The organism is Streptomyces sp. NPDC014864, from assembly GCF_043081525.1.
Taxonomy (GTDB): domain Bacteria; phylum Actinomycetota; class Actinomycetes; order Streptomycetales; family Streptomycetaceae; genus Streptomyces.
Window position 1 is genome coordinate 156,463 of the sequence record NZ_JBIBWT010000009.1, and the last position, 22,633, is coordinate 179,095.

General features: G+C 71.1%; 22 protein-coding genes. 8 read left to right on the top strand and 14 right to left on the bottom strand.

The annotated features are described in order from the left end of the window. Positions 1–49: 49 nt before the first annotated feature. Positions 50–2,779, bottom strand: coding sequence for a phosphoenolpyruvate carboxylase (gene ppc, locus ACF1A5_RS18655; protein ID WP_392193942.1), 2,730 nt, complete (start codon positions 2,777–2,779; stop codon positions 50–52). Positions 2,780–3,078: 299 nt separating this feature from the next. On the opposite strand from ppc, the gene ACF1A5_RS18660 reads away from it, so the two are divergent. Genes ACF1A5_RS18660 through ACF1A5_RS18675 form a run of 4 tightly spaced genes read left to right on the top strand, consistent with a single transcriptional unit; the run spans position 3,079 to position 5,229 of the window. After that, positions 3,079–4,083: an acyl-CoA desaturase gene (locus tag ACF1A5_RS18660; RefSeq protein WP_392193943.1), complete on the top strand. Its 1,005-nt coding sequence runs from the start codon at positions 3,079–3,081 to the stop codon at positions 4,081–4,083. After that, a complete protein-coding gene (locus ACF1A5_RS18665) occupies positions 4,080–4,754 on the top strand; it encodes a TetR family transcriptional regulator (RefSeq protein WP_392193944.1) in 675 nt (224 codons plus the stop codon). The genes ACF1A5_RS18660 and ACF1A5_RS18665 overlap by 4 nt, the downstream gene beginning before the upstream one ends. Continuing rightward, positions 4,751–4,981 (top strand): type II toxin-antitoxin system prevent-host-death family antitoxin, encoded by a 231-nt coding sequence (locus ACF1A5_RS18670; protein ID WP_392194061.1) that lies wholly within the window; start codon positions 4,751–4,753, stop codon positions 4,979–4,981. The genes ACF1A5_RS18665 and ACF1A5_RS18670 overlap by 4 nt, the downstream gene beginning before the upstream one ends. Further along, the gene (locus ACF1A5_RS18675; protein WP_392193945.1) at positions 4,978–5,229 is read left to right on the top strand and encodes a type II toxin-antitoxin system RelE/ParE family toxin; all 252 of its coding nucleotides are present in this window, start codon (positions 4,978–4,980) and stop codon (positions 5,227–5,229) included. The genes ACF1A5_RS18670 and ACF1A5_RS18675 overlap by 4 nt, the downstream gene beginning before the upstream one ends. A 2-nt stretch (positions 5,230–5,231) precedes the next feature. Here ACF1A5_RS18675 and ACF1A5_RS18680 read toward each other — a convergent pair whose 3' ends face one another. Next, the gene (locus ACF1A5_RS18680) at positions 5,232–5,594 is read right to left on the bottom strand and encodes a VOC family protein (RefSeq protein ID WP_392193946.1); all 363 of its coding nucleotides are present in this window, start codon (positions 5,592–5,594) and stop codon (positions 5,232–5,234) included. Positions 5,595–5,597: 3 nt separating this feature from the next. Then, entirely contained in the window at positions 5,598–6,416 is an 819-nt protein-coding gene (locus tag ACF1A5_RS18685) for a trans-aconitate 2-methyltransferase (RefSeq protein ID WP_392193947.1), read from the bottom strand. Positions 6,417–6,573: 157 nt separating this feature from the next. Between ACF1A5_RS18685 and tamR the strand changes: the two genes are divergently transcribed. Next, positions 6,574–7,071, top strand: a complete 498-nt coding sequence (gene tamR, locus ACF1A5_RS18690; RefSeq protein WP_392193948.1) for a MarR family transcriptional regulator TamR — start codon at positions 6,574–6,576, stop codon at positions 7,069–7,071. On the opposite strand, the gene ACF1A5_RS18695 is transcribed toward tamR, so the two are convergent. Beyond that, positions 7,030–7,797: a LuxR C-terminal-related transcriptional regulator gene (locus ACF1A5_RS18695; RefSeq protein ID WP_392193949.1), complete on the bottom strand. Its 768-nt coding sequence runs from the start codon at positions 7,795–7,797 to the stop codon at positions 7,030–7,032. The two genes, tamR and ACF1A5_RS18695, sit on opposite strands and share 42 nt — an antisense overlap. A gap of 272 nt (positions 7,798–8,069) precedes the next feature. Here ACF1A5_RS18695 and ACF1A5_RS18700 point away from each other — a divergent pair, with 272 nt between their 5' ends. Continuing rightward, a complete protein-coding gene (locus tag ACF1A5_RS18700) occupies positions 8,070–8,513 on the top strand; it encodes a GNAT family N-acetyltransferase (RefSeq protein ID WP_392193950.1) in 444 nt (147 codons plus the stop codon). A gap of 81 nt (positions 8,514–8,594) precedes the next feature. On the opposite strand, the gene ACF1A5_RS18705 is transcribed toward ACF1A5_RS18700, so the two are convergent. From ACF1A5_RS18705 to galT, 7 genes are all read right to left on the bottom strand, one after another. Next, positions 8,595–9,101 carry a hypothetical protein gene (locus ACF1A5_RS18705; RefSeq protein ID WP_392193951.1) on the bottom strand — a complete coding sequence of 169 codons (507 nt, stop codon included), beginning with the start codon at positions 9,099–9,101 and terminating at the stop codon, positions 8,595–8,597. A gap of 143 nt (positions 9,102–9,244) precedes the next feature. After that, positions 9,245–9,910 carry a hypothetical protein gene (locus ACF1A5_RS18710; RefSeq protein ID WP_392193952.1) on the bottom strand — a complete coding sequence of 222 codons (666 nt, stop codon included), beginning with the start codon at positions 9,908–9,910 and terminating at the stop codon, positions 9,245–9,247. Beyond that, positions 9,907–11,280: a DivIVA domain-containing protein gene (locus ACF1A5_RS18715; RefSeq protein ID WP_392193953.1), complete on the bottom strand. Its 1,374-nt coding sequence runs from the start codon at positions 11,278–11,280 to the stop codon at positions 9,907–9,909. The genes ACF1A5_RS18710 and ACF1A5_RS18715 overlap by 4 nt, the downstream gene beginning before the upstream one ends. Next, entirely contained in the window at positions 11,277–11,594 is a 318-nt protein-coding gene (locus ACF1A5_RS18720; RefSeq protein WP_392193954.1) for a hypothetical protein, read from the bottom strand. Before ACF1A5_RS18720 ends, ACF1A5_RS18715 begins: the two co-directional genes overlap by 4 nt. A gap of 164 nt (positions 11,595–11,758) precedes the next feature. Further along, positions 11,759–12,922: a galactokinase gene (gene galK / locus ACF1A5_RS18725; RefSeq protein ID WP_392193955.1), complete on the bottom strand. Its 1,164-nt coding sequence runs from the start codon at positions 12,920–12,922 to the stop codon at positions 11,759–11,761. Continuing rightward, a complete protein-coding gene (gene galE, locus ACF1A5_RS18730; protein WP_392193956.1) occupies positions 12,922–13,890 on the bottom strand; it encodes a UDP-glucose 4-epimerase GalE in 969 nt (322 codons plus the stop codon). Before galE ends, galK begins: the two co-directional genes overlap by 1 nt. Then, on the bottom strand, positions 13,890–14,972 hold the full coding sequence (gene galT / locus ACF1A5_RS18735; protein WP_392193957.1) for a galactose-1-phosphate uridylyltransferase: 1,083 nt from the start codon (positions 14,970–14,972) through the stop codon (positions 13,890–13,892). The genes galE and galT overlap by 1 nt, the downstream gene beginning before the upstream one ends. A 256-nt stretch (positions 14,973–15,228) precedes the next feature. Here galT and ACF1A5_RS18740 point away from each other — a divergent pair, with 256 nt between their 5' ends. Beyond that, positions 15,229–16,920, top strand: a complete 1,692-nt coding sequence (locus tag ACF1A5_RS18740) for a sodium:solute symporter family protein (RefSeq protein WP_392193958.1) — start codon at positions 15,229–15,231, stop codon at positions 16,918–16,920. Positions 16,921–16,940: 20 nt separating this feature from the next. Further along, positions 16,941–17,261, top strand: coding sequence for a hypothetical protein (locus ACF1A5_RS18745; RefSeq protein ID WP_392193959.1), 321 nt, complete (start codon positions 16,941–16,943; stop codon positions 17,259–17,261). Between the two features lie 177 nt (positions 17,262–17,438). Here ACF1A5_RS18745 and ACF1A5_RS18750 read toward each other — a convergent pair whose 3' ends face one another. From ACF1A5_RS18750 to ACF1A5_RS18760, 3 genes are all read right to left on the bottom strand, one after another. Next, a complete protein-coding gene (locus tag ACF1A5_RS18750) occupies positions 17,439–18,164 on the bottom strand; it encodes a LuxR C-terminal-related transcriptional regulator (RefSeq protein ID WP_392193960.1) in 726 nt (241 codons plus the stop codon). 273 nt (positions 18,165–18,437) lie between these two features. Continuing rightward, on the bottom strand, positions 18,438–20,483 hold the full coding sequence (locus ACF1A5_RS18755) for a PQQ-binding-like beta-propeller repeat protein (RefSeq protein WP_392193961.1): 2,046 nt from the start codon (positions 20,481–20,483) through the stop codon (positions 18,438–18,440). Between the two features lie 103 nt (positions 20,484–20,586). Then, the gene (locus tag ACF1A5_RS18760; RefSeq protein ID WP_392193962.1) at positions 20,587–22,416 is read right to left on the bottom strand and encodes a PQQ-binding-like beta-propeller repeat protein; all 1,830 of its coding nucleotides are present in this window, start codon (positions 22,414–22,416) and stop codon (positions 20,587–20,589) included. Positions 22,417–22,633 lie beyond the last annotated feature (217 nt).

Consider the following 22,633-nt stretch of genomic DNA (forward strand, 5'->3'; position numbering starts at 1 on the left):
GGCCCCCGTTCCGTGTCGGAGCGGGGGCCTTCGTGCGTCAGGGTCCGGGTCAGCCGGTGTTGCGCAGGCCGGCGGCGACGCCGTTGACGGTGAGCAGCAGGGCCCGGGACAGCAGCGGGTCGGCCTCCTCGCCGGCGGCCGCCGCGTCGCGCTGCCGCTTGAGCAGGGTGACCTGGAGGTAGGAGATCGGGTCGAGGTACGCGTCCCGGATGGAGAAGGTCTGCCGGAGCGCCGGCGTGGCGTCGAGCAGTTCCTTCTCGCCGGTCACGCGCAGGACCTCGCGGACGGTGAGTTCGTGTTCGGCCCGGATGGTGTCGAAGACGTGCTTGAGGTGGTCCGGGACGAGGGTGTCGACGTAGTGCTGTGCGATGCGCAGGTCGGTCTTGGCGAGGGTCATCTCGACGTTGGAGATGAAGTTGCGGAAGAAGTGCCACTGCTCGTGCATCTCGTCGAGCACGGTGTCGAGGCCGGTCTCGCGCAGCGCCTTCAGGCCGGAGCCGACGCCGAACCAGCCGGGGACGATCTGCCGGGACTGGGTCCAGCCGAACACCCACGGGATGGCGCGCAGACCGTCGAGCGAGACGCCCGAGCCGGGGCGGCGGGAGGGCCGCGAGCCCAGGTGCAGCTCGGCGAGCTGGTCGACGGGCGTGGAGGCGAGGAAGTACGTCGGCAGGTCGGGGTCCTCGACGAGCCGGCGGTAGGCGGCGTGGGCGGCGTCGGAGACGACGTCCATGGCGGCGTCCCAGCGGGCGAGGGCCTCGTCGGACTGGCGGGGCGCGGTGTGCAGGGCGGAGGCCTGCAGAGTGGCCGCGACGGTCAGTTCCAGGTTCTCGCGGGCGAGGGAGGGGATGAGGTACTTGTCGGAGATGACCTCGCCCTGCTCGGTGACCTTGATCTCGCCCTCGAGGGTGCCCCAGGGCTGGGCGAGGATGGCGTCGTGGGAGGGGCCGCCGCCTCGGCCGACGGTGCCGCCGCGGCCGTGGAAGAGGCGCAGGCGGACGCCGTAGCGGTGGGCGACGTCGCGCAGGCGGCGCTGGGCGCGGTGGATCTCCCACTGGGAGGTGGTGATGCCGCCGAACTTGGAGGAGTCGGAGTAGCCGAGCATGACCTCCTGGACGTCCCCGCGCAGCGCGACCAGGCGCCGGTAGGACGGGTCGGAGAGCATGTCCTCGAGGATGGTGTCGGCGGCCTTGAGCTCGTCGGTGGTCTCCAGCAGCGGCACGATGCCGATCTTGGCCCAGCCGGCGTGCAGGTCGAGCAGTCCGGCCTCGCGGGCGAGGACGGCGGCGGCGAAGACGTCGTCGGCGCCCTGGCACATGGAGATGATGTACGACTCGATGACCTCGGGTCCGAAGACCTCCAGGGCGCGCTTGACCGTCTGGAAGACGCCGAGGGTCTTGGCGCCGGCCGCGTCGACAGGGGCGGGGCTGGGGGCGAGCGGCCTGCGGGAGCGCAGTTCCTTGGCGAGCAGCTTGGCGCGGTACTCGCGGGGCATGTCGGCGTAGCGCCAGGACTCCTCGCCGAGCCGGTCGAAGAGCTGGCCGAGGGCGTGGTGGTGGGCGTCGGCGTGTTCGCGGACGTCCATGGTGGCGAGCTGGAGGCCGAACGCGGCGAGGGTGCGGATGGTGCGGTTGAGGTGGCCGTCGGCGAACAGTTCGCCGCGGTGGGCGCGCAGTGAGGTCTGGATGACGCGCAGGTCGTCGACGAGTTCGGTGGTGCCGAGGTAGTCGCGGCCGGGCTCGTGCGGGGTGCCCTTGGCCAGGCGTTGCTTGGTGTTCTCGAGCTTCTGCCGGACGCAGGTGGCCTTGAGCCGGTAGGGCTCCTCGGCGTTGAGGCGCTTGTAGCGGGGGCTGATCTCGGGCAGGCGTTCGAGGTCGGCGTCGAGGGAGGTGAGGAGCTCGTCGGTGGCGCCGGTGTAGCGGATCGACTGGGAGAGCAGGCCGCGCAGCTCGTCGATCATGTCGAGGGCGTCGTTGATGCCGTGCTCGTGCTGGAGGATCAGTACGTCCCAGGTGACCTGCGGGGTCACGTTGGGGTTGCCGTCGCGGTCGCCGCCGATCCAGGTGCCGAAGGTGAGGGGGCGGACGTGGTCGGGCAGCTTGACGCCCACCCGCTCCAGCTCGGCGGTGAGGTCCTCCAGGACGTCGCCGACGGCGCCGGCGTGGAGTTCGTCGAGGTAGTAGATCGCGTTGCGGGCCTCGTCGGCGGGCTCGGGGCGGACGACGCGGAGTTCGTCGGTCTGCCAGACGAGGTCGATGTTCTCCGCCAGCCGGACGTCGTGGCGGCGGCGGTCGGAGTCGATGACCGGGGTCTCCAGGAGCGCGGCGATGCGCCGGAGCTTGTTGAGGACCGACCGGCGCGCGGCCTCGGTGGGGTGGGCCGTGAACACGGGGCGGACGTTGAGGTGCTCGACCGTCTGGCTTACGTGTTCGGGGTCGGCGTCCTTGAGGCGGTCGACGGTGCGGGAGAGCAGGCCGCCCTCGGCGGCGCGCCGGGCGCGCAGCTCGCGGCCGCGGTGGACCTGCTCGGTGACGTTGGCCAGGTGGAAGTAGGTGGAGAAGGCGCGGACCAGCTTGGCCGCGGTCTCCAGTTCGGTGCCGCGCAGCAGCTCGGCGGCGGCGTCCCCGTCCTCACGGGTGAGGCGGCGGACCTTTTCGACCAGGTCGAGGAGCTCGGGGCCCTCCTGCCGGACGAGGGTCTCACCGAGGAGGTCACCCAGTCGGCGGATGTCGGCGCGCAGCTCGCTGCTGGTCGTCGTCTGGTCGTCGGCACTGCTCACAGGTGCGGCTCCTTGCAGTGTTGAAGCTCGTCCGGGAGGGGAACCCGGTGGCCACGCCCGCGCGGTGGGTGCCGCATGAGAGGGGGGCATCCGGGAAGAAATCAGAGCGGACCGCGCTGTCCGACTGATTCCAAGTCTAGGTGTCGACCGGGAGGCGCAGGCTCGCGGGCTCTTGCCGCGCGGCGAGGCGCTGCCATACTTACGACGCCGTAGGTTACGGAACCGTAGGGAGCCGGCTGGTTCCGCGCCCCCTTCGACACCTGAGCCTGTCTCTACCCTCGATCCCACAGGGGACGCCCATGACCACAAGCTCCGATGTGATCGACGACGCCCCGAAGGCGACCGACACCGCGCTGTCCGCGACCCTGGGTGGCGAGCAGAAGCGTTCGATCGAGCAGATTACGCTGCTGCTGTTCATCATCGTTCCCTTCCTCGCCCTGCTGGCGGCGGTGCCGCTGGCCTGGGGCTGGGGAGTGAGCTGGCTGGACCTCGGCCTGTTGGTCTTCTTCTACTTCCTGGGCTGCCACGGCATCACGATCGGTTTCCACCGGCACTTCACGCACGGTTCCTTCAAGGCGAAGCGGCCCCTGAAGATCGCGCTGGCGATCATGGGCTCGCTGGCCGTGGAGGGCCCCCTGGTCCGCTGGGTCGCGGACCACCGCAAGCACCACCGGTTCTCCGACCACGAGGGCGATCCGCATTCGCCGTGGCGGTACGGCGAGACGGTCCCGGCGCTGATGAAGGGCCTGTGGTGGGCCCATCTCGGCTGGATGTTCGACGAGGAGCAGACGCCGCAGGAGAAGTACGCGCCGGACCTGATCAAGGACCGGACGCTGCGTACGATCTCCCGCCAGTTCGTGCTGTGGACGGTGGTGTCGCTGGCGCTGCCGCCGCTGATCGGCGGTCTGGTGACGATGTCGTGGTGGGGCGCGTTCACCGCGTTCTTCTGGGGCTCGCTGGTGCGGGTCGCGCTGCTGCACCACGTGACGTGGTCGATCAACTCGATCTGCCACGCGGTCGGCAAGCGCCCGTTCAAGTCGCGGGACCGCTCGGGCAACGTGTGGTGGCTGGCGGTCCTGTCGTGCGGTGAGTCCTGGCACAACCTCCACCACGCCGACCCGACCTCCGCCCGGCACGGGGTGGAGCGGGGGCAGCTGGACTCCTCCGCCCGGATCATCCGCTGGTGCGAGCGGCTCGGGTGGGCGTACGACGTGCGCTGGCCGTCACGCTCGCGTATCGATTCCCGCCGCAAGGACCGGGAAGGCGGCTCCCGGCGCCGGGAGGAGACCGCCGAGGCGGCATGATGGTCGCCGTGGCGACCGACTCCAGCACCCCCAGCAATGACAAGCCGCGGCGCGCGCGTCGCACCCGGATGACCGGTGCCGAGCGCCGCCAGCAGCTGCTGGAGATCGGTCGCACCCTGTTCGCGGCGAAGGGCTTCGAGGGCACGTCGGTGGAGGAGATCGCGGCGAAGGCCGGGGTGTCGAAGCCGGTGGTGTACGAGCACTTCGGCGGCAAGGAGGGCCTGTACGCGGTGGTGGTGGACCGCGAGATGCGGCGCCTGCTGGACATGGTGACCGGCTCGCTGACCGCCGGCCACCCCCGCGAGCTGTGCGAGCAGGCGGCCTTCGCGCTGCTGGACTACATCGAGGAGTACACGGACGGTTTCCGCATCCTGGTCCGCGACTCCCCCATTCCCCAGTCGACGGGTTCCTTCGCCTCGCTGATCTCCGACATCGCCACCCAGGTGGAGGACATCCTGGGCCGCGAGTTCAAGAGCCGCGGCTTCGACCCCAAGCTGGCCCCGCTGTACGCCCAGGCCCTGGTCGGCATGGTCGCGTTGACCGGCCAGTGGTGGCTGGACGTCCGCCGCCCGAAGAAGGCGGAGGTCGCCGCCCACCTGGTGAACCTGGCCTGGCACGGCCTGGACGGCCTGGAGCAGAAGCCGCGCCTGATAGGCCACCGCAAGAACTGACGTCACTCCACCGAGTGAAATCAATAGACCGCGCCGCCCACAGCCGCGAGACCATCGCGCTCACCGACCATGGGCACGTGGCCGCGCTGCTCGTGTCTCCGCAGGTGATAGAGGATCTGGAAGACGCTCTGGCACTGGCTGACTACGAGCGACGCAAGGCTGAGGGCACGCTCGGCGAGGGCATCCCCCACGCGGAAGTCGGACGCATGCTGGGGCTGCGCCCGTGACCCACCGCATCGTCTGGGAGCCGAACGCCACCGATGCCGCGCTCCGCGTCCTCAAGGACGATCCCCAGGGCCTCGCAGCCGTCTACGAAGCCGTCGACGCACTGGCGGAATCCCCGCGCCCCGCCGGCTCCAGTGTCTACGGGCCGGAGGCCCGGCGCCTGCGAGTCGGCCGCTACCGGGTGCTCTACCGAATCGACGACGACGTGATCCGCATCCTGGTCACCCACCTGGGCCGCACCCCCTCCTGACGTCAGCCGGCCGGCTGGAGGAACTCCAGCCGGTTGCCCACTGGGTCCTCGGAGTAGAAGCGGCGGTGGCCCGGCAGGCCGTCGTCCCAGGTGACCTTCGCCCCCCGGGCCTCCAGACGGGCCGCGTACGCCTCGATGTCCGTCACCCGCAGCCCCGGGTGGGCCTTCCGGGCGGGGCGGAAGTCCTGCTCGACGCCCAGGTGCAGCCGGACGGTCCCGGCCTGGAACCAGCACCCTCCGCGTGCCGCCAGGACCGGCGGCTTGGGAATCTCGGTCATGCCGAGGACGTCGGCGTAGTACGCCCTCAGCCGGTCCTCCCAGCCGGGCGGGGCGGCGAGCTGGACGTGGTCGACGGCGGCGATCATCCGCTACGCCTCCTTCGTGGCGACCGCGAAGATGCGGCGGAAGGGGAACGGGGTGCCGTGCGGGCCGGTCGGGTAGGCCTCGCGCAGGGCCGAGCGGTATTCGGCGAGGAACTGCCCCCTGGCCTCCGGGTCGTCGGCGAGCGCGGTGAGGACCGGGCGCAGGCCGGTGCCCTTCACCCAGTCCAGGACCGGGTCCTCGCCCTGGAGCAGATGGACGTACGTCGTCTCCCACACGTCCGCCGCGCAGCCGAGGCCGGTCAGCCTCTCCAGGTAGGTCCGCGGTGCGAGCACGGCGTCGTCGTGGCGCAGGGTGCCGGCCAGGCGGTCGCGCCAGCGGGCGGAGTGCGCGAGTTCGCGCATGAGGGTGTGGCTGGGGGCGGAGAAGTTGCCGGGCACCTGGAAGGCGAAGGTGCCGCCGGGGGTCAGGGCCGCGATCCAGTCGGCGAAGCGGCCGGCGTGTCCGGGCACCCACTGGAGCGTGGCGTTGGAGACGATCAGGTCACAGGGCTCGGCTGGGGTCCAGGTCCGGGCGTCGGCGGGCGCGAAGTCCAGACGGCCGCCGCCCGGGGTGGGGCCCTCGTGGTCGACGTGGGCCCTGTCGAGCATCTCGGGCGCGTTGTCGTAGCCGGTGATGCGGGCGGTGGGCCAGCGGTCGGCGAGGAGCGCAGTGACGTTGCCGGGCCCGCAGCCGAGGTCGGCGATGCGGGGCGGGTCGCCGGGGAGGCCGGGGACGCGGGCGAGGAGGTCGGTGAAGGGACGGGCGCGGTGGCCGGCGTGACGCAGGTACTGGGCGGGGTCCCAGCTGGTGGCGTGGGCGGGCATGGCGTCTCCTCGAGGTGCTGGGCGTCCGCGGCGCGCCCGGCGCGGTACGCCCGGTGCGCGCACCACGACGATCACCACTCTCCCCGGAATATATCTCGACGTCAAGAGGATCGACATCAAGAGACTTCACGTCGACACAACCACTACACTGATCGCCATGGAGGACGAGGTCGATCGGCTGGTCGCGGCGTGGCGCCGGGAGCGCCCGGACCTCGACGTGGAACCGCTCGAGGTGCTCAGCCGGGTGAGCAGACTGGCCCGGCACCTGGACCGAGCGCGTCGGCTGGCCTTCTCCGAGCACAGCCTGGAGCCGTGGGAGTTCGACGTGCTGACGGCGCTCAGGCGCGCGGGATCGCCCTACCAGCTCTCGCCCGGACAGCTGCTGACCCAGACGCTGGTCACCTCGGGCACGATGACCAACCGTATCGACCGCCTGGCGAAGAAGGGCCTGGTGGAGCGGCTGCCCGACCCCAGCGACCGGCGCGGGGTGCTGGTCCGCCTCACGCACGAGGGCCGCGACCGCGCCGACCAGGCGCTGGCCGGGCTGCTCGCCCAGGAGCGGGCGATCCTCGGTGAGCTGTCGACCGCCCAGCGAGCCGAACTGGCGGCACTGCTACGCCAGTTGACCGCCCCGTTCGACAACATCCCCGGCTAGGTCGGCCGGACCGACCCCGGCCCGGCGGGCGAGGGCGACGGCGGCGAGGGTGGAGTGCACGCCCAGCTTGCCCAGCACGTTCTGCATGTGGGTGCGCACGGTGTGCGGGGACAGATAGAGCCGCTCGGCGACGGCCTTGCGGCCGAGCCCGGCGACCATGCAGCGCAGCACCTCCCGCTCCCGCGGGGTGAGCGACTCCACCAGGCGCTCGCTGTCGGTGCGGTGCTTGCGCGCAGCGGTCAGTTCGCGCAGTACGCCGGTGAGCAGTGCCGGGGGCAGATGGGTCTCGTCGCGCAGCACGCCCCGGATGACCGTCAGCAGCCGGGACAGCGAACAGTCCTTGGCCACCCAGCCCGAGGCGCCGGCCTGCAGGGCGAGCGCCGCCCGCCGGGGGTCGTCCTTCTCCGCGAGCACCACGGTCCGCACGCCGGGCTGAGCCCCGCGCACCCCGGCCACCAGGGAGATCCCGTCGACCAGACCGTCCGCGTTGCCCTCCTGCACCGGGACCGCGGGCCGTCCGCCGGGCACGTTGCCGCCGAGGTCGGCGTCGACGAGCAGCACGTCGAACCGGCGGCCCTCGGCGGCCGCCCGCTCCATGCAGCGCAGCGCCGCCGGGCCGGAGCCGGCGGCGGAGACGTCGACGTCGGGCTCGGCGGCCAGAGCGGCGGCGAGCGACTCGGCGAAGATGCGGTGGTCGTCGACGACCAGGACTCGGATGCGAACCACTGAAAACCCCCTTCCCCACGCTCCTCGCAGAGCAGGGGATCCCCAACGTCCGGAGAACACCGACCGGCGCGGGCACGACGCCCGGGGGCGGCCACGACCGCACGGCCGCCGCCGTGCGGAACAGTTACCCCCACTTCGGGCGTCGTACCCGACTGTCTCGCCCCCTGATCGGCACCGGCCCCCACCGGTGCTGCTCCTCAGAGTACGGACGGTGGCCAGGAGGGGAAGGCAATTCGCAGAACTGGCCACCGAGCGCGTTTAGGGTGTGCCGCATGTTTCGTATTGAGGCAGAAGTCGACAAAGACCGGCGCGATCTTCTCCGCTCCCGCCTCCGGGACACGAACACGGCGGCGTCCCCGGTACTCGCCGCGCTGCGCGGGACGGCCGGCGGGCGCGAGGTGCCGCTGCACGTCTGGGCGTCGGACGACTCCGGCGCCCTCGCCGGCGGCCTCGTGGGCCACACCTGGGCGACCTGGCTGCACGTGACCTACCTCTGGGTCGACGCACGCCACCGCGGCGCGGGCCTCGGCTCCCACCTCCTGTCCCGCGCGGAGCACCTCTCCCGCACCGAACGCGGCTGCACGGCGGCCCGCCTGGAGACCTGGGACTTCCAGGCCCCCGACTTCTACCGGCGCCACGGCTACGACGTGGTCTGCGTGATCCCGGACTATCCCCCGGGACTGACGGAGTACACCCTGACGAAGCGACTGGGGTGAGCACCCCGCTTCACCGGCTGTGGAACACCGCGTGGTCGATTCGGCCGGTGGCGCTACGGCCTCAGGGCGCCGCGCACTGGGTCAGCCGGTGACACGCACCCCGGCGCGGCGGGCCATGACCACTGCCTCCGGCGAGGGGTTCCACTCGCTCTCCGCGGACGAGTTGCCGGAGGAGAGCTGATAGAGCAGGAAAAGACGCCGAGGCCCCGGCACCGCGACGACACCGACGAACCGCGGATCGCCCGCGAACCACACCTCGGCCACCTGAGAGGTCTTCTCCGTCTCGTAGCCACGCCCGAGGCGGCGCCGCCACCAGACGGATCGCGCATGCCCGTGAAGGATCATCCGGACGACGCCGCCGGGCTGGTCCGGGTCGGGGAACGCCAGCCAGACGTCACCGGATTTCGCTCGGGGGATCTGCCCGATGCCGCTCTCCGGAGTCGTGTGCGCCTGCCACGGATACACCTTGAGGATGCGACGCGTCTGCAGGGCCGCAACGATGTACTGCCGCTGAAGCAGCGTGCGGTAGAGGGCGTACAGAGCCACGGGCAGCAGGAACCACATCGACCAACGCCCCGTGAGAATCATGAGGACGAAGGCACCGACCGCCACCGCGGGCCAGAGCGCCTGCCCCAGAACGGCGAGGCCGAGCAGCTTCCCGCAAGCACGACGCGTGCCAGGGTCGTCCCAACCCGGCCGGGGGCCTCTGGGGTGCTGAAGCGGTTCCAAGGTCACGCCTCCCCTTGCAGGTTCACGGGCAATGGGTTCTCGAAGGTGACCATGCGGGCTGTCTCCCGGAGCAGATCACAGTAATGGTCGGCGCGGTGTGCGGCCGGTGTGGAAAGCGTCAGAACAGCCAGCTTCGTGGCCTCGGGGTACGGAATGTGCACGGCGACCTGAAGCAGGTCGCGCGGCAAGCCGGCAGCCGACGCGTCCAGGGTGGTCACCACCAACGACGCGGGGCCGCAGGGCAGTTCGAGGACCTCCGCGTGCCGTGCATCGTGTGTCCCGGCGGCGATGCGCGCGACGGTCACTCGGCGCGGCGCCCAGGCGATCTCCTGCCAGCCGAGAGTGAACAATGACGGCAGCAGGGCTCCGTCTGCTTCGTCATCACGATGCAGCCCCAGCGAGCAGTGCAGCACGCCGTTGTGTGCAAGGACCTGGAACAAGCGCCGGACAGGCAGAAGGAATTCGAGGGCCCGTTGGGAGTCCCCGAGAGCATGAAGCATCGGCATGGCTTGGGGCCAGCGCGGGGCGGTGTCCGTACCAGCGGAAGCCTTCTCGGACTTGAGAAGTTCCCTGAAAGGCAGCGGAATGAAGCCCGCCGGCAGGGCGAACCAGATGTCCGCGTCCGGCGTCCTGGCGGACGGATCGATGACGAACGTATCCGCGGTCATGAAGCGGCAGCCACTCCTTTGAAGAGGAAATGGAGAACGCCGGCGGCGGCAGGGGCATCGACCGCTCCGGTCCGCACCCCGTCCACCACGGACGTCACGGTCTTGGCGCCATCGCTGTCCAGTGTGTCGTAGAGGCTGCCGGCCACCCCGTACACGGCCGTACCGGCCCCGAGCCACGTCGAGGCGGTCTCCACCTTCGGCAGGACGTCTTCAGTGCGCGCGCCGAAGACGTTGACTCGTTCAAGCAGACTCGGTGCTTCGTCTATTGCCGAGGCCTCTTCACGGATCGAAGAACCAACCGCGGCGGCTTTCTGCCCGAAGGTGAGGGCTTCATCCGCTGACCGGGCAGCGGCGCTCCACACTTCAGGCGTCTTCAGGAGCCCCTTGGTGACCGCACCGAGTCCCGGCACGACGCCCAGCGCGTCCCCGGCTACGGAGATGGCGTTGCCCCAGAAGTCCGAGTCGAGCTCGCCCTTGGTGATTCCGTCACGCAAAGAGGCCCACGTCTCGTCGTCCTGAAGCCGCAGGACGAGGGCAGACCCGCTCAGCACCCCAGCGGCCAGCATGAGGAGCGGAACCGCGAGCGGACCTGTGGCGAACAGGGCGAAGACACCCAAGATCGCGGCGACGCCGCTGAGCAGGTCGGGCAGGTTCTCGTCCAGCCAGTCGGTGAACTTGTCCCACGCTCCCGGCTCCTGCGGTGCCAGTTTCTTCGTCGCGTCGCGGATCTTGGCTGCTCGGTGGCGGGCGCGGTCCTCGTGTTCCTCGGCCAGTTTCCTCGCCTTGGCGATGATCTTGTCGAGGTCGGACTGCGCCTCTTCCACCGCTGTGTTCGCGTGGGTCAGCGTCTTCTGGGCCGCGTCGTGGTCGGCGCCCTTCCTGTGCAGGTCGGGGCTGTTCTTCGCCCTGTGGGCGCGGCCCCTGGCCGCGTCGACCGTGGCCTGCGCCTCCTTCGCCTGTTCCTCCAGGCGCTTGGCGCGGCGCTGGAAGTCGTCGAGTTCGGTCTCCCAGCGGTCGAGTTGACGGGCCGCCTTGCGCAGCGAGTGGGCGGCGTTCTTCAGGTTGAGCGGGAGCGGGCCGCCGTCGAGTTGCTCCCGGAAGGCGACGGCCGCGTCGCCCTGCCAGTAGCTGCCGTCCATCAGGCGGGTGACCAGGCCGTGGGTCTCCTCCAGCGCCTTCGCGCAGTTCGCGAGCTTCCTGCCCAGGTCGTGGACCGTGTCGGTGCTGCCGGGGACGGGGTTGAAGCCCAGGTGGGGATAGCCGGGGTTGGGGATGTGCGGGGCCGACTTCAGGCCCTGCGGAAGGTCGCCGTTGCGGCGGGCGGCGGAGCCGGGGTAGGGCGAGGGTTCGACGCCGGGAGTGACGGTCACTTCCTGTCCGCCCCCTTGCCGTGCCCGCCCTTGCGCAGCGCCTCCTCCAGCGCCTTGTCCACCTCGCGGTAGCTGTCCTTGCTCTGACCGATGATCTTGGCCAGGTCCTCCGTCTGCTCGCCGATCTGCTCCGTGCCGTACTTCCAGTCCTCCTGGAAGTCCTCGCACGCCGAGTCCAGATCGTCCGTTCCCAGACCGGTGACGCTCGCGTCGCCGAGTGCCTTGCGCACCCCCTTCAGCGAAGTGCTCGACGCCTTCAGCATTTTCATGAAGTGCGCGAGTTCGTCGCCGTCGACGACCAGGCGGTCCGCCATGCCCTTGCCCCTCTCCCCGTTCACCGGCCGACGTCCGGAGCAAGTGATGGTATCGGTTCCGGTTGGGTGGGGGTCCGGCACCTTTCGCGGGCCGTGTACGGGACGGCGTCGGCCCCGGGGCGTGAGCGGTCACGTGTCGTCCGGGGCCGGTGGTGCGTCGTGGGTCAGGTGAGGCGCCGGGCTCCCGCGGACGGCACTGCCTCGAAGACGCGCGGGGTGGTGAAGCCGGCCGCGGCGAAGGCCTCTTCGATCGCCTTGGTGATCGCCGGGACGTCGGTCTCCTCGGCCAGCACGATCGCCGAGCCGCCGAAGCCGCCGCCGGTCATGCGGGCGCCCAGGGCGCCGGCGGCGTTCGCGGTGTCGACGACCAGGTCCAGCTCCGGGCAGGAGATGCGGAAGTCGTCCCGCAGCGAGAGGTGGCCCTCGGTCAGGACGGGGCCGATGGCGCGGGTGTCGCCCGACTCCAGCAGGGACACCACCCGCTCGACCCGCTCGTCCTCGGTGACGACGTGCCGCACCAGGCGGCGGACCTCCTCCTCGTCGCCCAGCCGGCCGAGCGCCGCGTCCAGTTCCGCGTACGGCACGTCGCGCAGGGCGTCCACCCCGAGCAGGGCCGCGCCCTTCTCGCAGCCCGCGCGCCGCTTGCCGTACTCGCCGCCGCTGTGGGCGTGCTTGACGCGGGTGTCGACGACCAGCAGGCGCATCCCCTCGGCGGCCAGGTCGAAGGGGATCTGCTTCTGCGCGAGGTCGCGGGTGTCGAGGAAGAGGGCGTGCCCCTCGGCGCAGCAGGCGGACGCCGTCTGGTCCATGATCCCGGTGGGAGCGCCGACGTAGACGTTCTCGGCGCGCTGGCACAGGCGGGCCAGCTGCCAGCCCCGCAGGCCCAGCTCGAACAGGTCGTTCAGGGCGAGGGCGACGACGACCTCCAGGGCCGCCGACGAGGACAGTCCGGCGCCGGCCGGCACGGTCGACGCCAGGTGCACGTCCGCGCCGGTCACCGCGTGGCCTGCCTCGCGCAGCGCCCACACCACGCCCGCCGGGTACGCCGTCCACTCCCGGTCGGACTCGGGGGTCAGCTCGTCGACGCGCAGTCCGACGGGGGCCGCCGCCCCGCCGCCGACGTCCGCCGAGTGCAGCCGCAGCAGGCCGTCGGTGCGGCGGGAGACCGCGGCGACCGTGCCGTGCGGCAGCGCGAACGGCATCACGAAGCCGTCGTTGTAGTCGGTGTGCTCGCCGATCAGGTTGACCCGGCCGGGCGCCGCCCAGACTCCCTCCGGTTCGGCTCCGTACAGCCCGACGAAGCCGTCCCGCACCTGCTGTGCCCCCACTACTGCTCCCTTGCGATCTTCTGTGCGAACTCCCAGGCGTCCGCGACGATACCCGCGAGGTCCGCGCGGGACGGCTTCCAGCCGAGCTTCTCGCGGGCGGCAGCCGCGGAGGCGACCAGCACCGCCGGGTCGCCGCCGCGGCGCGGGGCCACGACCTCGGGGACGGGGTGGCCGGTGACCCGGCGGACCGTCTCGATCACCTCGCGGACGGAGAAGCCGTTGCCGTTGCCGAGGTTGCAGATCAGGTGCTCGCCGGGGGTGGCGGCCTGCAGGGCCAGCAGGTGGGCCTCGGCGAGGTCCGCGACGTGGATGTAGTCGCGGACGCAGGTGCCGTCCGGGGTCGGGTAGTCGTCGCCGAAGACGGAGATCGCGTCGCGGCGGCCCTGGGCGACCTGGAGGACCAGGGGGATGAGGTGCGACTCGGGGTCGTGCCGCTCGCCCTGCGCGCCGTAGGCGCCCGCCACGTTGAAGTAACGCAGCGACACCGCGCCGAGGCCGTGCGCGACGGCCTCACCGGTGATCATGTGGTCGACGGCGAGCTTGGAGGCGCCGTAGGGGTTGGTCGGCCTCGTCGGCGCGGTCTCGACGATCGGGACCTGCTCCGGTTCGCCGTAGGTGGCCGCCGTGGAGGAGAAGACCAGCGTGCGCACGCCCGCCTCGCGCATCGCGCCGAGCAGCGCCATGGTGCCGCCGACGTTGTTGTCCCAGTACTTCTCCGGCTTGACGACCGACTCGCCGACCTGGGAGAACGCGGCGAAGTGCAGCACCGCGTCGTAGGAGGGGTCCAGCCACTTGCCGGCGTCGCGGATGTCGCCCTCGACGAAGGCGGCGCCGGCCGGGACGCCCTCGCGGAAGCCGGTGGAGAGGTTGTCCAGGACGGTGACCTCGTGGCCGGCCTCCAGCAGATGCTGGGCCACCACGCTGCCGACGTAGCCCGCGCCGCCCGTCACCAGGTACTTCCCGCTCATCAACTCGCTACCTCTCGCAGTCGCTCGGCCGCGCGCTCCGGCGGCACGTCGTTGATGAACACGTTCATGCCGGACTCGGAACCGGCGAGAAACTTCAGCTTGCCGGAAGTGCGGCGGATGGTGAAAAGCTCGAGGTGGAGCGCGAAGTCGTCGCGGCTCACCCCGCCGTACCCCTGCGGCGTGCCGAACGGTGCCTGGTGCCAGGCCGCGATGTACGGGGTCGGAGGCTCACCCGCGGAGCTCTCCCCTCCATCCCCCCCGTCGAAGATCCGGTCGAAGCGCCGCAACAGTTCCAGATAGACCTGGGGGAACTCTGTGCGCGCGGCCTCGTCCAGCCCCAGCAGGTCCGGCACCCGGCGGCGCGGGTAGAGGTGGACCTCGTAGGGCCAGTGCGCCGCGTACGGCACGAAGGCCACCCAGTGCTCACCCTCCAGGACGATCCGTTCCCCGGCGAGTTCCCGCTCCAGGACGGCGTCGAAGAGGTTCTCCCCGCCGGTGGCGTCCTTGTGGTCGGCCAGGGACCGGAGCATCCGCGCGGTGCGCGGGGTGGTGAAGGGGTAGGCGTAGATCTGACCGTGAGGATGCTGCAGCGTCACACCGATCTCGGCCCCGCGGTTCTCGAAACAGAACACCTGCTCGACGGAGGGCAGATGCGACAGCTCCGACGTCCGGTCCGTCCACGCGTCCAGCACCAGTCGCGCCTGCTCCTCGGTCAGGTCGGCGAAGGAGGCGTCATGGTCGGACGTGAAGCAGACGACCTCGCAGCGGCCCGAGTCGCCGGCCAGCGACGGGAAGCGGTTCTCGAAGACCACCACGTCGTACGACGAGTCCGGGATCTCGCTCAGCCGCTCGCCCCGCGACGGGCACAGGGGGCACTCGTCGGCGGGCGGATGGTAGGTGCGGCCCTGGCGGTGCGAGGCCACCGCGACCGAGTCGCCGAGCAGCGGGTCCCGGCGGATCTCGGAGGTGGTGACGGTGGGGTCCAGCGGGCGCCGGTCGGGCACGCCGCGCACCACGTCGTCGCGCAGGTCGTAGTAGACGAGCTCACGACCGTCGGCCAGTCGGGTCGAGGTCTTCTTCACAGCAACTCACCCTTCTTCACACCCGGCACCCCAGCGAGTCGGCCGGGGGTCCGGGGGTCGCCCCCGAAAGATGCGGCACAGGGGACTGCCTGGCGCCGCACTCCATCACTCAACACAATCAAACATAACACGCCACAACCAACCAACCAGTCCGCACATCACAATCAAACAAAGATCACCAACAGAAGTGTTCATTTACTGAACACAGAGGCGTAGGTTCCCCGCTGGATCAGTTCGCGCAACGAAGCGAGTTCTCATGCAAACCCCCACACATGCGCCTGCCTACCTGGCAGTGGAGCTACGGCTCCCCACCAACTGGCTCGACTACACGATCCTCGGGATCTACTTCGTCGTGGTCCTCGGCATCGGCTTCGCCGCCCGCCGCTCCGTACGGACCAGCCTCGACTTCTTCCTCTCCGGGCGCTCGCTGCCCGCGTGGATCACCGGTCTGGCCTTCATCTCCGCCAACCTGGCCGCCACCGAGATCCTCGGCATGGCGGCCAACAGCGCCCAGTACGGCGCCTACACCGTGCACTGGTACTGGATCGGCGCCATCCCCGCCATGGTCTTCCTCGGCCTGGTGATGATGCCCTTCTACTACGGCTCCAAGGTGCGCTCGGTCCCCGAGTTCCTGCTCCTGCGCTTCGACAAGGGAGCCCACCTGCTCAGTTCGATCCTGTTCGCCTTCGCCGCGATCCTCATCGCCGGCGTGAACCTCTACGCCCTCGCGATCGTCGTCGAGGCGCTGCTGGGCTGGCCCCAGTGGGTGGCGATCGTGGTCGCCGGCTTCTTCGTGCTCGCGTACATCACCCTCGGCGGTCTGTCCTCCGCGATCTACAACGAGGTGCTGCAGTTCTTCGTGATCCTCGCGGCCCTCATCCCGCTCGTGGTGCTCAGCCTGAAGAAGGTCGGCGGCTGGGACGGCCTGACCCACACGCTCACCCAGCAGCACGGCAGCAACTTCGTCACCGCCTGGGGCGGCACCGGCATCGGCAACGCCAACCCGCTGGGCGCCAACTGGCTGACCATCGTCCTCGGCCTCGGCTTCGTGCTGTCCTTCGGCTACTGGACGACCAACTTCGCCGAGGTGCAGCGCGCGCTGTCCGCCCGGAACCTCTCCGCCGCCCAGCGCACCCCGCTGATCGCCGCCTATCCGAAGATCTTCATCGTCTTCCTGGTGATGATCCCGGGCCTGGTCGCCGCCGCCCTGGTGCCGAATATCGGTACCTCCGCCTCCGGCCTCCAGTACAACGACGCGATCCCCTACCTGATGCAGGAGCTGCTGCCCAACGGCGTCCTCGGCATCGCGGTGACCGGTCTGCTCGCGGCCTTCATGGCCGGCATGGCGGCCAACGTGTCGTCCTTCAACACCGTCTTCACCAATGACATCTGGGCGAAGTACGTGGTCAAGCACCGCGAGGACTCCTACTACGTCCGCTTCGGCCGGCTGATCACGGCGGTCGGTGTGCTCGCGTCGATCGGCACGGCGTTCCTCGCCTCGTCGTTCTCGAACATCATGGCCTACCTGCAGACGCTGTTCTCCTTCTTCAACGTGCCGATGTTCGTGGTCTTCATCGTCGGCATGTTCTGGAAGCGCGCGTCGATGAAGTCCGGCTTCTGGGGCCTGCTCGCCGGCACCACGGCGGCGATGGTGAACTACTTCGTCATCTACAAGCAGGGCATCATCGACATCCCCACCGACCAGGGCGCCAACTTCGTCTCCGCGATCGCCGGCTTCGTCGCGGGCGCGGTGGTGATGGCCGCCGTGTCGCTGTTCACCCGGCCCAAGCCGGATGAGGACCTCCAGGGGCTCGTCTACGGCACCCGCTCGCCCGGCGTGGCCGAACCGGCCGCCCCCGGGGACGAGGCCTGGTACCGCAAGCCCGCCCTGCTGGGCTGGGGCGCGGTCGCCCTCGCCGCCCTCTGCTACATCCCGTTCTCGTTCTGACGCGGGAGGATTGAGAGACCATGTCCGAGAACCACGGATACTCCGAGAAGGACGTCCAGCGGGAAGTCACCGACCTGGAGGGCAAGTCCGCGACCGCCGCGCGCATCTTCGACCTGCGGCGCATCATCGGCGGCCTGTTCGTCCTCTACGGCGTCATCGTCACGATCACCGGCATCACCGACTCCCAGGCCGCCATCGACAAGGCGGAGGGCGTCAACATCAACCTGTGGACCGGGATCGGGATGCTGCTGCTCGGCATCTTCTTCCTGGTGTGGCTGAAGCTGCGGCCGGTGGTACCGCACCTGCCCGAGGAAGCGGCCGAAGAGCAGCGGCCGGAGTGACACGGGCCGGCCGCCCCCGGCCGGTCCGGCCGTACGGCGGCCGCGGCGCGGCGCGTGGGTGAAGGGTGGCCCGCCTCCCCCACAGCGGGCCACCGGGATCCTCGGGGCCGGAGTGGCCCTCCGGCCCCGCGCCGGTCCCGGCCGAAGCGTCCGGCCCCGCGTGTGCCCCCTGAGCCCCTACTGGGGTCCCGCAGCTCCCGTCCCCGGCCGCGCGGGCGGGGCGGGCGGCGTGTGCGGGAGCGGGCCCGCGCGCTCCAGCAGGCCGGTGCGGGCCGCCAGGGCCGCCGCCTCCAGCCGGGAGCCCACCCCGAGCTTCATCAGCACCCGCTGCACATGCGTGCGGGCCGTGCTCGGCGCGATGCCCATGCCCGCCGCGATCAGCCGCGTGTCCTCGCCGTCGGCCACCCTGACCAGCACCTCCACCTCCCGCGGGGTCAGCAGCTCCAACAGCCGCTGCCCCTCGTCGTCGGGCTGGGCGGCGGGGTTGAGCAGCTCGCCGAAGGCACCCTGCAACAGCTGCGGGGCCACGGCCGCCTCCCCCGCCCGCGCCTTCATGATCGCCCGCTCGACGCCCTCTATGCGCTCGTCATGGCGTACGTATCCGGAGGCGCCCGCGGCGAAGGCCGCCGCGATCCCGCGCGGCGACGGGACCGGGCCCAGCACCACCACCGCGACCTGCGGCCGCTCCCGCTTGATCCGCGCCACCGGGTCGAACGTCCCCGGCTCGGCCGGTGTCGCCGTCCCCAGCAGGCACACCTCCGGCGCACGGCTGATCACCAGCTCCGCCGCGCCGGCGGCGGGTGCCGCCGCGGCCAGCACGCGGTGTCCCCGCAGTTTCAGCGCCGAGGCCAGTGCCTCGGCGAGCAGTCGGTGGTCGTCGACCACCATCAGCCGCACTCCCATCGAGCAACCCCCCAGTCCTCCCAACGGACGCCCCTCCTGGATGCCCACCGGATCCCACGGGCAGCCCTACGCGCGGTGCGCCCCCCGGCACACCGCCCTTTGCATCCCCCGGAAGCTACACGCTTGTTCGACGTCGCGCTGCCCCTACCGGCGAGAAGTGCCCCGGATCGACGGAATTCCCGGGATTCCTCGCATTCGAGGGTGATGCGCGGTACGCGCACGGCCCCGCCCCTGAGCAGGGGCGGGGCCGTGCGGGTCGCGGCCGTGGCGGGCTCAGCCGCCGGTGCCGAAGGCCAGCAGCAGGTACTCCTTGCCGAAGGACGAGCTCGACTTGTGGGCGAAGACGGCCGACATGTACAGGTGGCCCTGCGCGTAGAGGATCTCGGCGTACTCCGGGGACATCGAGGTCTCCGCGTCCCGCACCGCCTCCGTGGCGGGGTTCTCCAGCAGCTCGGTCTCCTTGAAGGAGCCGCCGTCGATGCTCACGATCTGGCCGCCCTTGTCGTAGGGCGGGCGCTTGTAGGCGATGACGTTGCCGCCGTCCATGCGCAGCGGGGTGATCGTGTAGCCGTCGCCCGCGTCGGCGCGCTGGCCGGTCTGCCGGCCGGTGGCGAGGTCGAAGGCGACGATCTCGTTGGTCTTGCTGTACTCGCCGGTGCCGTCGTGCTCCTCGGTCGGCACGTACAGCTTGTCGTCGCCGACCGCGAGGCCGGTGCAGTACTCGATCCTGGTGATGCCGTCACAGCGGGCCGCGTACTTGTCGCCCGGCGCGGAGATGTGGGCGCGCAGCTTGCCGGTCTTGTCGTCGATGGAGAAGAAGTCGGAGATGCCGCTGCCGTCGCCCGCGCTGTCGCCGACGTCGGCCGCCACCACCAGCGGGTCGGTGGACACCACGGCCGCGTACTCGATGCCCTGGGACATCTTGTACTCCGAGATCACCTTCCCGGACTTCGGGTCGATGGTCTGGACGCGCAGCTCGCGCTGGCCGTACTGGCCGCACTTGCGCAGCGCGACCAGCTTGGGGCCGCCGCCGTAGCCCGCGTCGTAACAGGTGTCGGTCGGCTTCGGGGACCACAGCGCCTTGCCGGTGGCGATGTCGAAGGCGGCACCGCCGCTGGTGCTGCCCACGGCGACCGTGCCCGCGCTGACGGTGACGTTGTCCAGGGAGACCAGACGGTCACCGGACTTGACGGTGTTCGTCCACAGCTTGCGGCCGGCGTCGAGGTCGATCGCCGCGACCTGGCTGCAGCCCTGCGAGGGCTTGGCCTTGGTCGGCATGGCCGGCTGGTAGAGGATCGCCGTCCGGTTGTCCGCCGTGGTGTGCTCGGTGGCCTGGCACACCGGGCCGGGCAGCTTGATCGTCCACAGCTTGGTGCCCTTGTCGGGGTCGTAGCCGACGATCTCGGCGACCCCGCTCTTGGCGTACACCTTGTCGGTGAGCCAGGAGCCGGTGGTGACGAATGTGTCCTTCACGTCGGGCATCGGCACCTGGTAGAGCACCTTGGCGGCGGGGTCGGAGGGGACCTTCTCCCTGCCGCCGGAGGAGGTGCCGCCGGAGCCGCCCTGGCCGCCGTCGCCGCTCTTGCCGCCGGTGCCGCCGCTGGAGCTCGCGGTGTCGTCCTTGCCGCTGCCGCCGGAGGATTTGGCGTACCAGACGCCGCCGCCGATGATCAGCGCGATCGCGACGACGGCCGCGACGATGATGGCCAGCTGCGCGTTGATCTTCCGCCCGCCGGCCGGCTGCCCGGCCTGCGGGTGCATCGGCATGGTGGGCCGGCCCGGGTAGCCGTAACCGGACTGCGGGGTGCCGTAGGGACCCGGCTGCTGGCCGCCGTAGGGACCGGGCGGCGGGGTGCCGTAGGAACCCGGCTGCTGGGCGTACGGGCCCGGCTGCTGGCCGGGATAGCCGTAGCCCGGGGGCGTCTGCGGGGCCTGAGGCGCCTGCGGGTAGCCGTAGCCGGGCGGGGTCTGGGGCGGCTGCGGGGCCTGCGGATAGCCGTACCCGGGCTGGGGCTGGGGCGGTCCGGCCGGCGGGGGCGTCTGCGGGGTGCCCTGGGGCGGCTGGGGGGCCTGGGGTGGCTGAGAGCCCTGCGGGGCCTGCGGGTAGCCGTAGCCGGGCGCCGGGGTCGGGCCCTTGGTCAGGTTCGGACCGCCGGCGGGGGGCGGGGTCTGCGGCGGCTGCTGGGGCTGGGCGGCCGGGGGCTGCGGGGCCTGCGCGGGCGGCTGCGCCGCACCGTCCTGCTGCGGCGGCTGGTCCTGGGGCGGGCCGAAACCGCTCGGCCGCGGGGGCTGGTTGGGCGGCGGCGGAGGCTGGGTCATGACGGGTGCACCTCGGGAATGCGGGGGACGACGGGGACTGCGGAGAAGCCGGGTGATCGAAACGGCGCGGGAGCGCCGGCCGCCCGGGAGCGGCCGACCGGCCTCACTTGCCGAAGGCGAGCATCAACTTCTCCTTCGTGTCGTCGTTGCCGTTCAGCCGGGTGGTGGAGATGTAGAAGCGCCCGTCGACCCAGTCGACGTCCTTGGAGTAGAAGCCGTCCTCGATCTGCGCGGTGCCCTGCGGGTTCTGCAGCAGCTTCGTGGTGGTGTGGCTCGATCCGGCGGTCGGCACGGAGACGATCTGGCCGCCCGCGTCGTAGGACGGCTCGACGTAGGCGACGAGATTGCCGTCCTCCACCCTGACCGGGACCATCTTGGTGTCCGCGGGGGACTTGACCCGCCACTTCTCCTTGCCGGTGGCGAGGTCGAGCGCGACGATCTCGTTGGCGCCGCTGGTGGCCTCGGTGGGCAGGTAGAGCGTGCTCGCGTCGACGGCGACCGCCCGGCAGCCCTGGAGGTCGCGGTCGAGGATGGCGAAACCGCACTGGGCGTCGAAGGAGGCCTTGGTGTCGACCTGGGAGCGGATGGAACCGTCGCTGTTCAGCGTCGAGATGTTCCAGTGCTTCTTGTCCTTGTCGGTGGAGTAGATGACCACCGGGTCGACGGAGTAGGCGCGCTCGACCGTCCAGCCCTTCGGGATCTTCTTGGTCCACCGCGCCTTGCCGGTGGCCGGGTCGAGCTCCTGCACCTCGTCGTGCGCGTTCGAGCCGCCGACGCCGCAGGAGGAGACGGCGATCAGCCGGGTGCCGCCCGCGAACCCGGCCGGGTAGCAGGCCGCGCCGTAGTGCTTCTTGTCGAACAGCTTCCTGCCGGTCTCCACGTCGTACGCCACACCGGACTGCGAGCGGCCCACCATCAGGGTCTTGCCGGTCAGGGACAGCTCGATGGTGATCGTGCTGTCGAACAACTGGCCGTCGGCGACCTGGGTGGTCCAGCCCTTCCTGCCGGTGTCCAGGTCGATCTCCTGGAGCTGGTTGCACTTGGCGCGGTCGCTGCTGCCGCTCATGTACGCCACGACGACCTTGCCGTCGGCCGACTTCTCGGGCGTCACCGCGCAGATCTTCTGCGGGAAGGTGAGGGGCGCCCAGGTGGGGTTGCCGTCGCCGACGTTGTAGGCGACGACCTGCTTGTAGGCCGCCTTCACCGCGGTCTTGCCGGTGATCCACATGCCGGGCGCGTCGGCGCCGGAACCGGGGGCGTCGGGCGCCTCCTTGTACCAGAGCACCTTCGCCTCGCCGGGCTTGCGGCCTGCGTTGAGGTTCTCCGGGTCCTTGCTGCCGTCGCCGCTGCCGTCGCCGGGGTCGGCCGGACCGTCGGAGGTGGTGTCCTTGCCGTCGCCGCTCGGTCCGGCGACCGGCTTCTTGCCGCCGCCGTCACCGGCGTTGACGGCCCACACGGTGCCGCCGACGACGAGCAGCACCGCCACCACGGCGCCGACGACCAGCGCGGGCCGGCCCTTGAAGGGGTTGCGGGAGCCGCCGGGCGGCGGGGTGCCGGGCGCGCCCGGGAACTGCTGCTGCGGGTAGCCGTATCCGGGCTGCTGTCCGTACGGGCCGGGCTGCTGCGGATAGCCGTACGGCCCCGGCTGCTGCGGCTGCCCGTACGGGCCGGGCGCCGTGGGCGCGCCGTACGGTCCCGGCTGGGCCGGGGGGCCGGGCTGCTGCGGGTAGCCGTAGCCGGGCTGCGGGGCCTGCGGCGGCTGGGCGGGGGGCGGGGGCGTGCCCTGGCGCGGGTCCTGGGGAGCGCCGAAACCGCCCTGCGCGGGCGGCGGTTGCGGGGCACCGAAGCCGCCGCCCGGCGGTGGCTGCTGCGGAGGCTGGTCCTGCGGTGCTCCGAAGCCGCCCTGCGGCGGCTGATTGGGCGGCTGAGCCATCAGCGCGTTCCCCCTAGTTCACTGATTTTCGGCCACGCCCTGAGGTTCGTGACGGACCCGAAGTGATACTCAGATTGTTCTCAGACGGCCCTTTCTATCACTCACCCCCGACGGCCGACCGGCTCGGATCAACCCCTGTTCCCAAGGGAGAACCGGCCCGTGATGCCCTCGTTACGCGCCTTCACGCCCCCTTCACGCGGCGCACGCGACGCCGCCC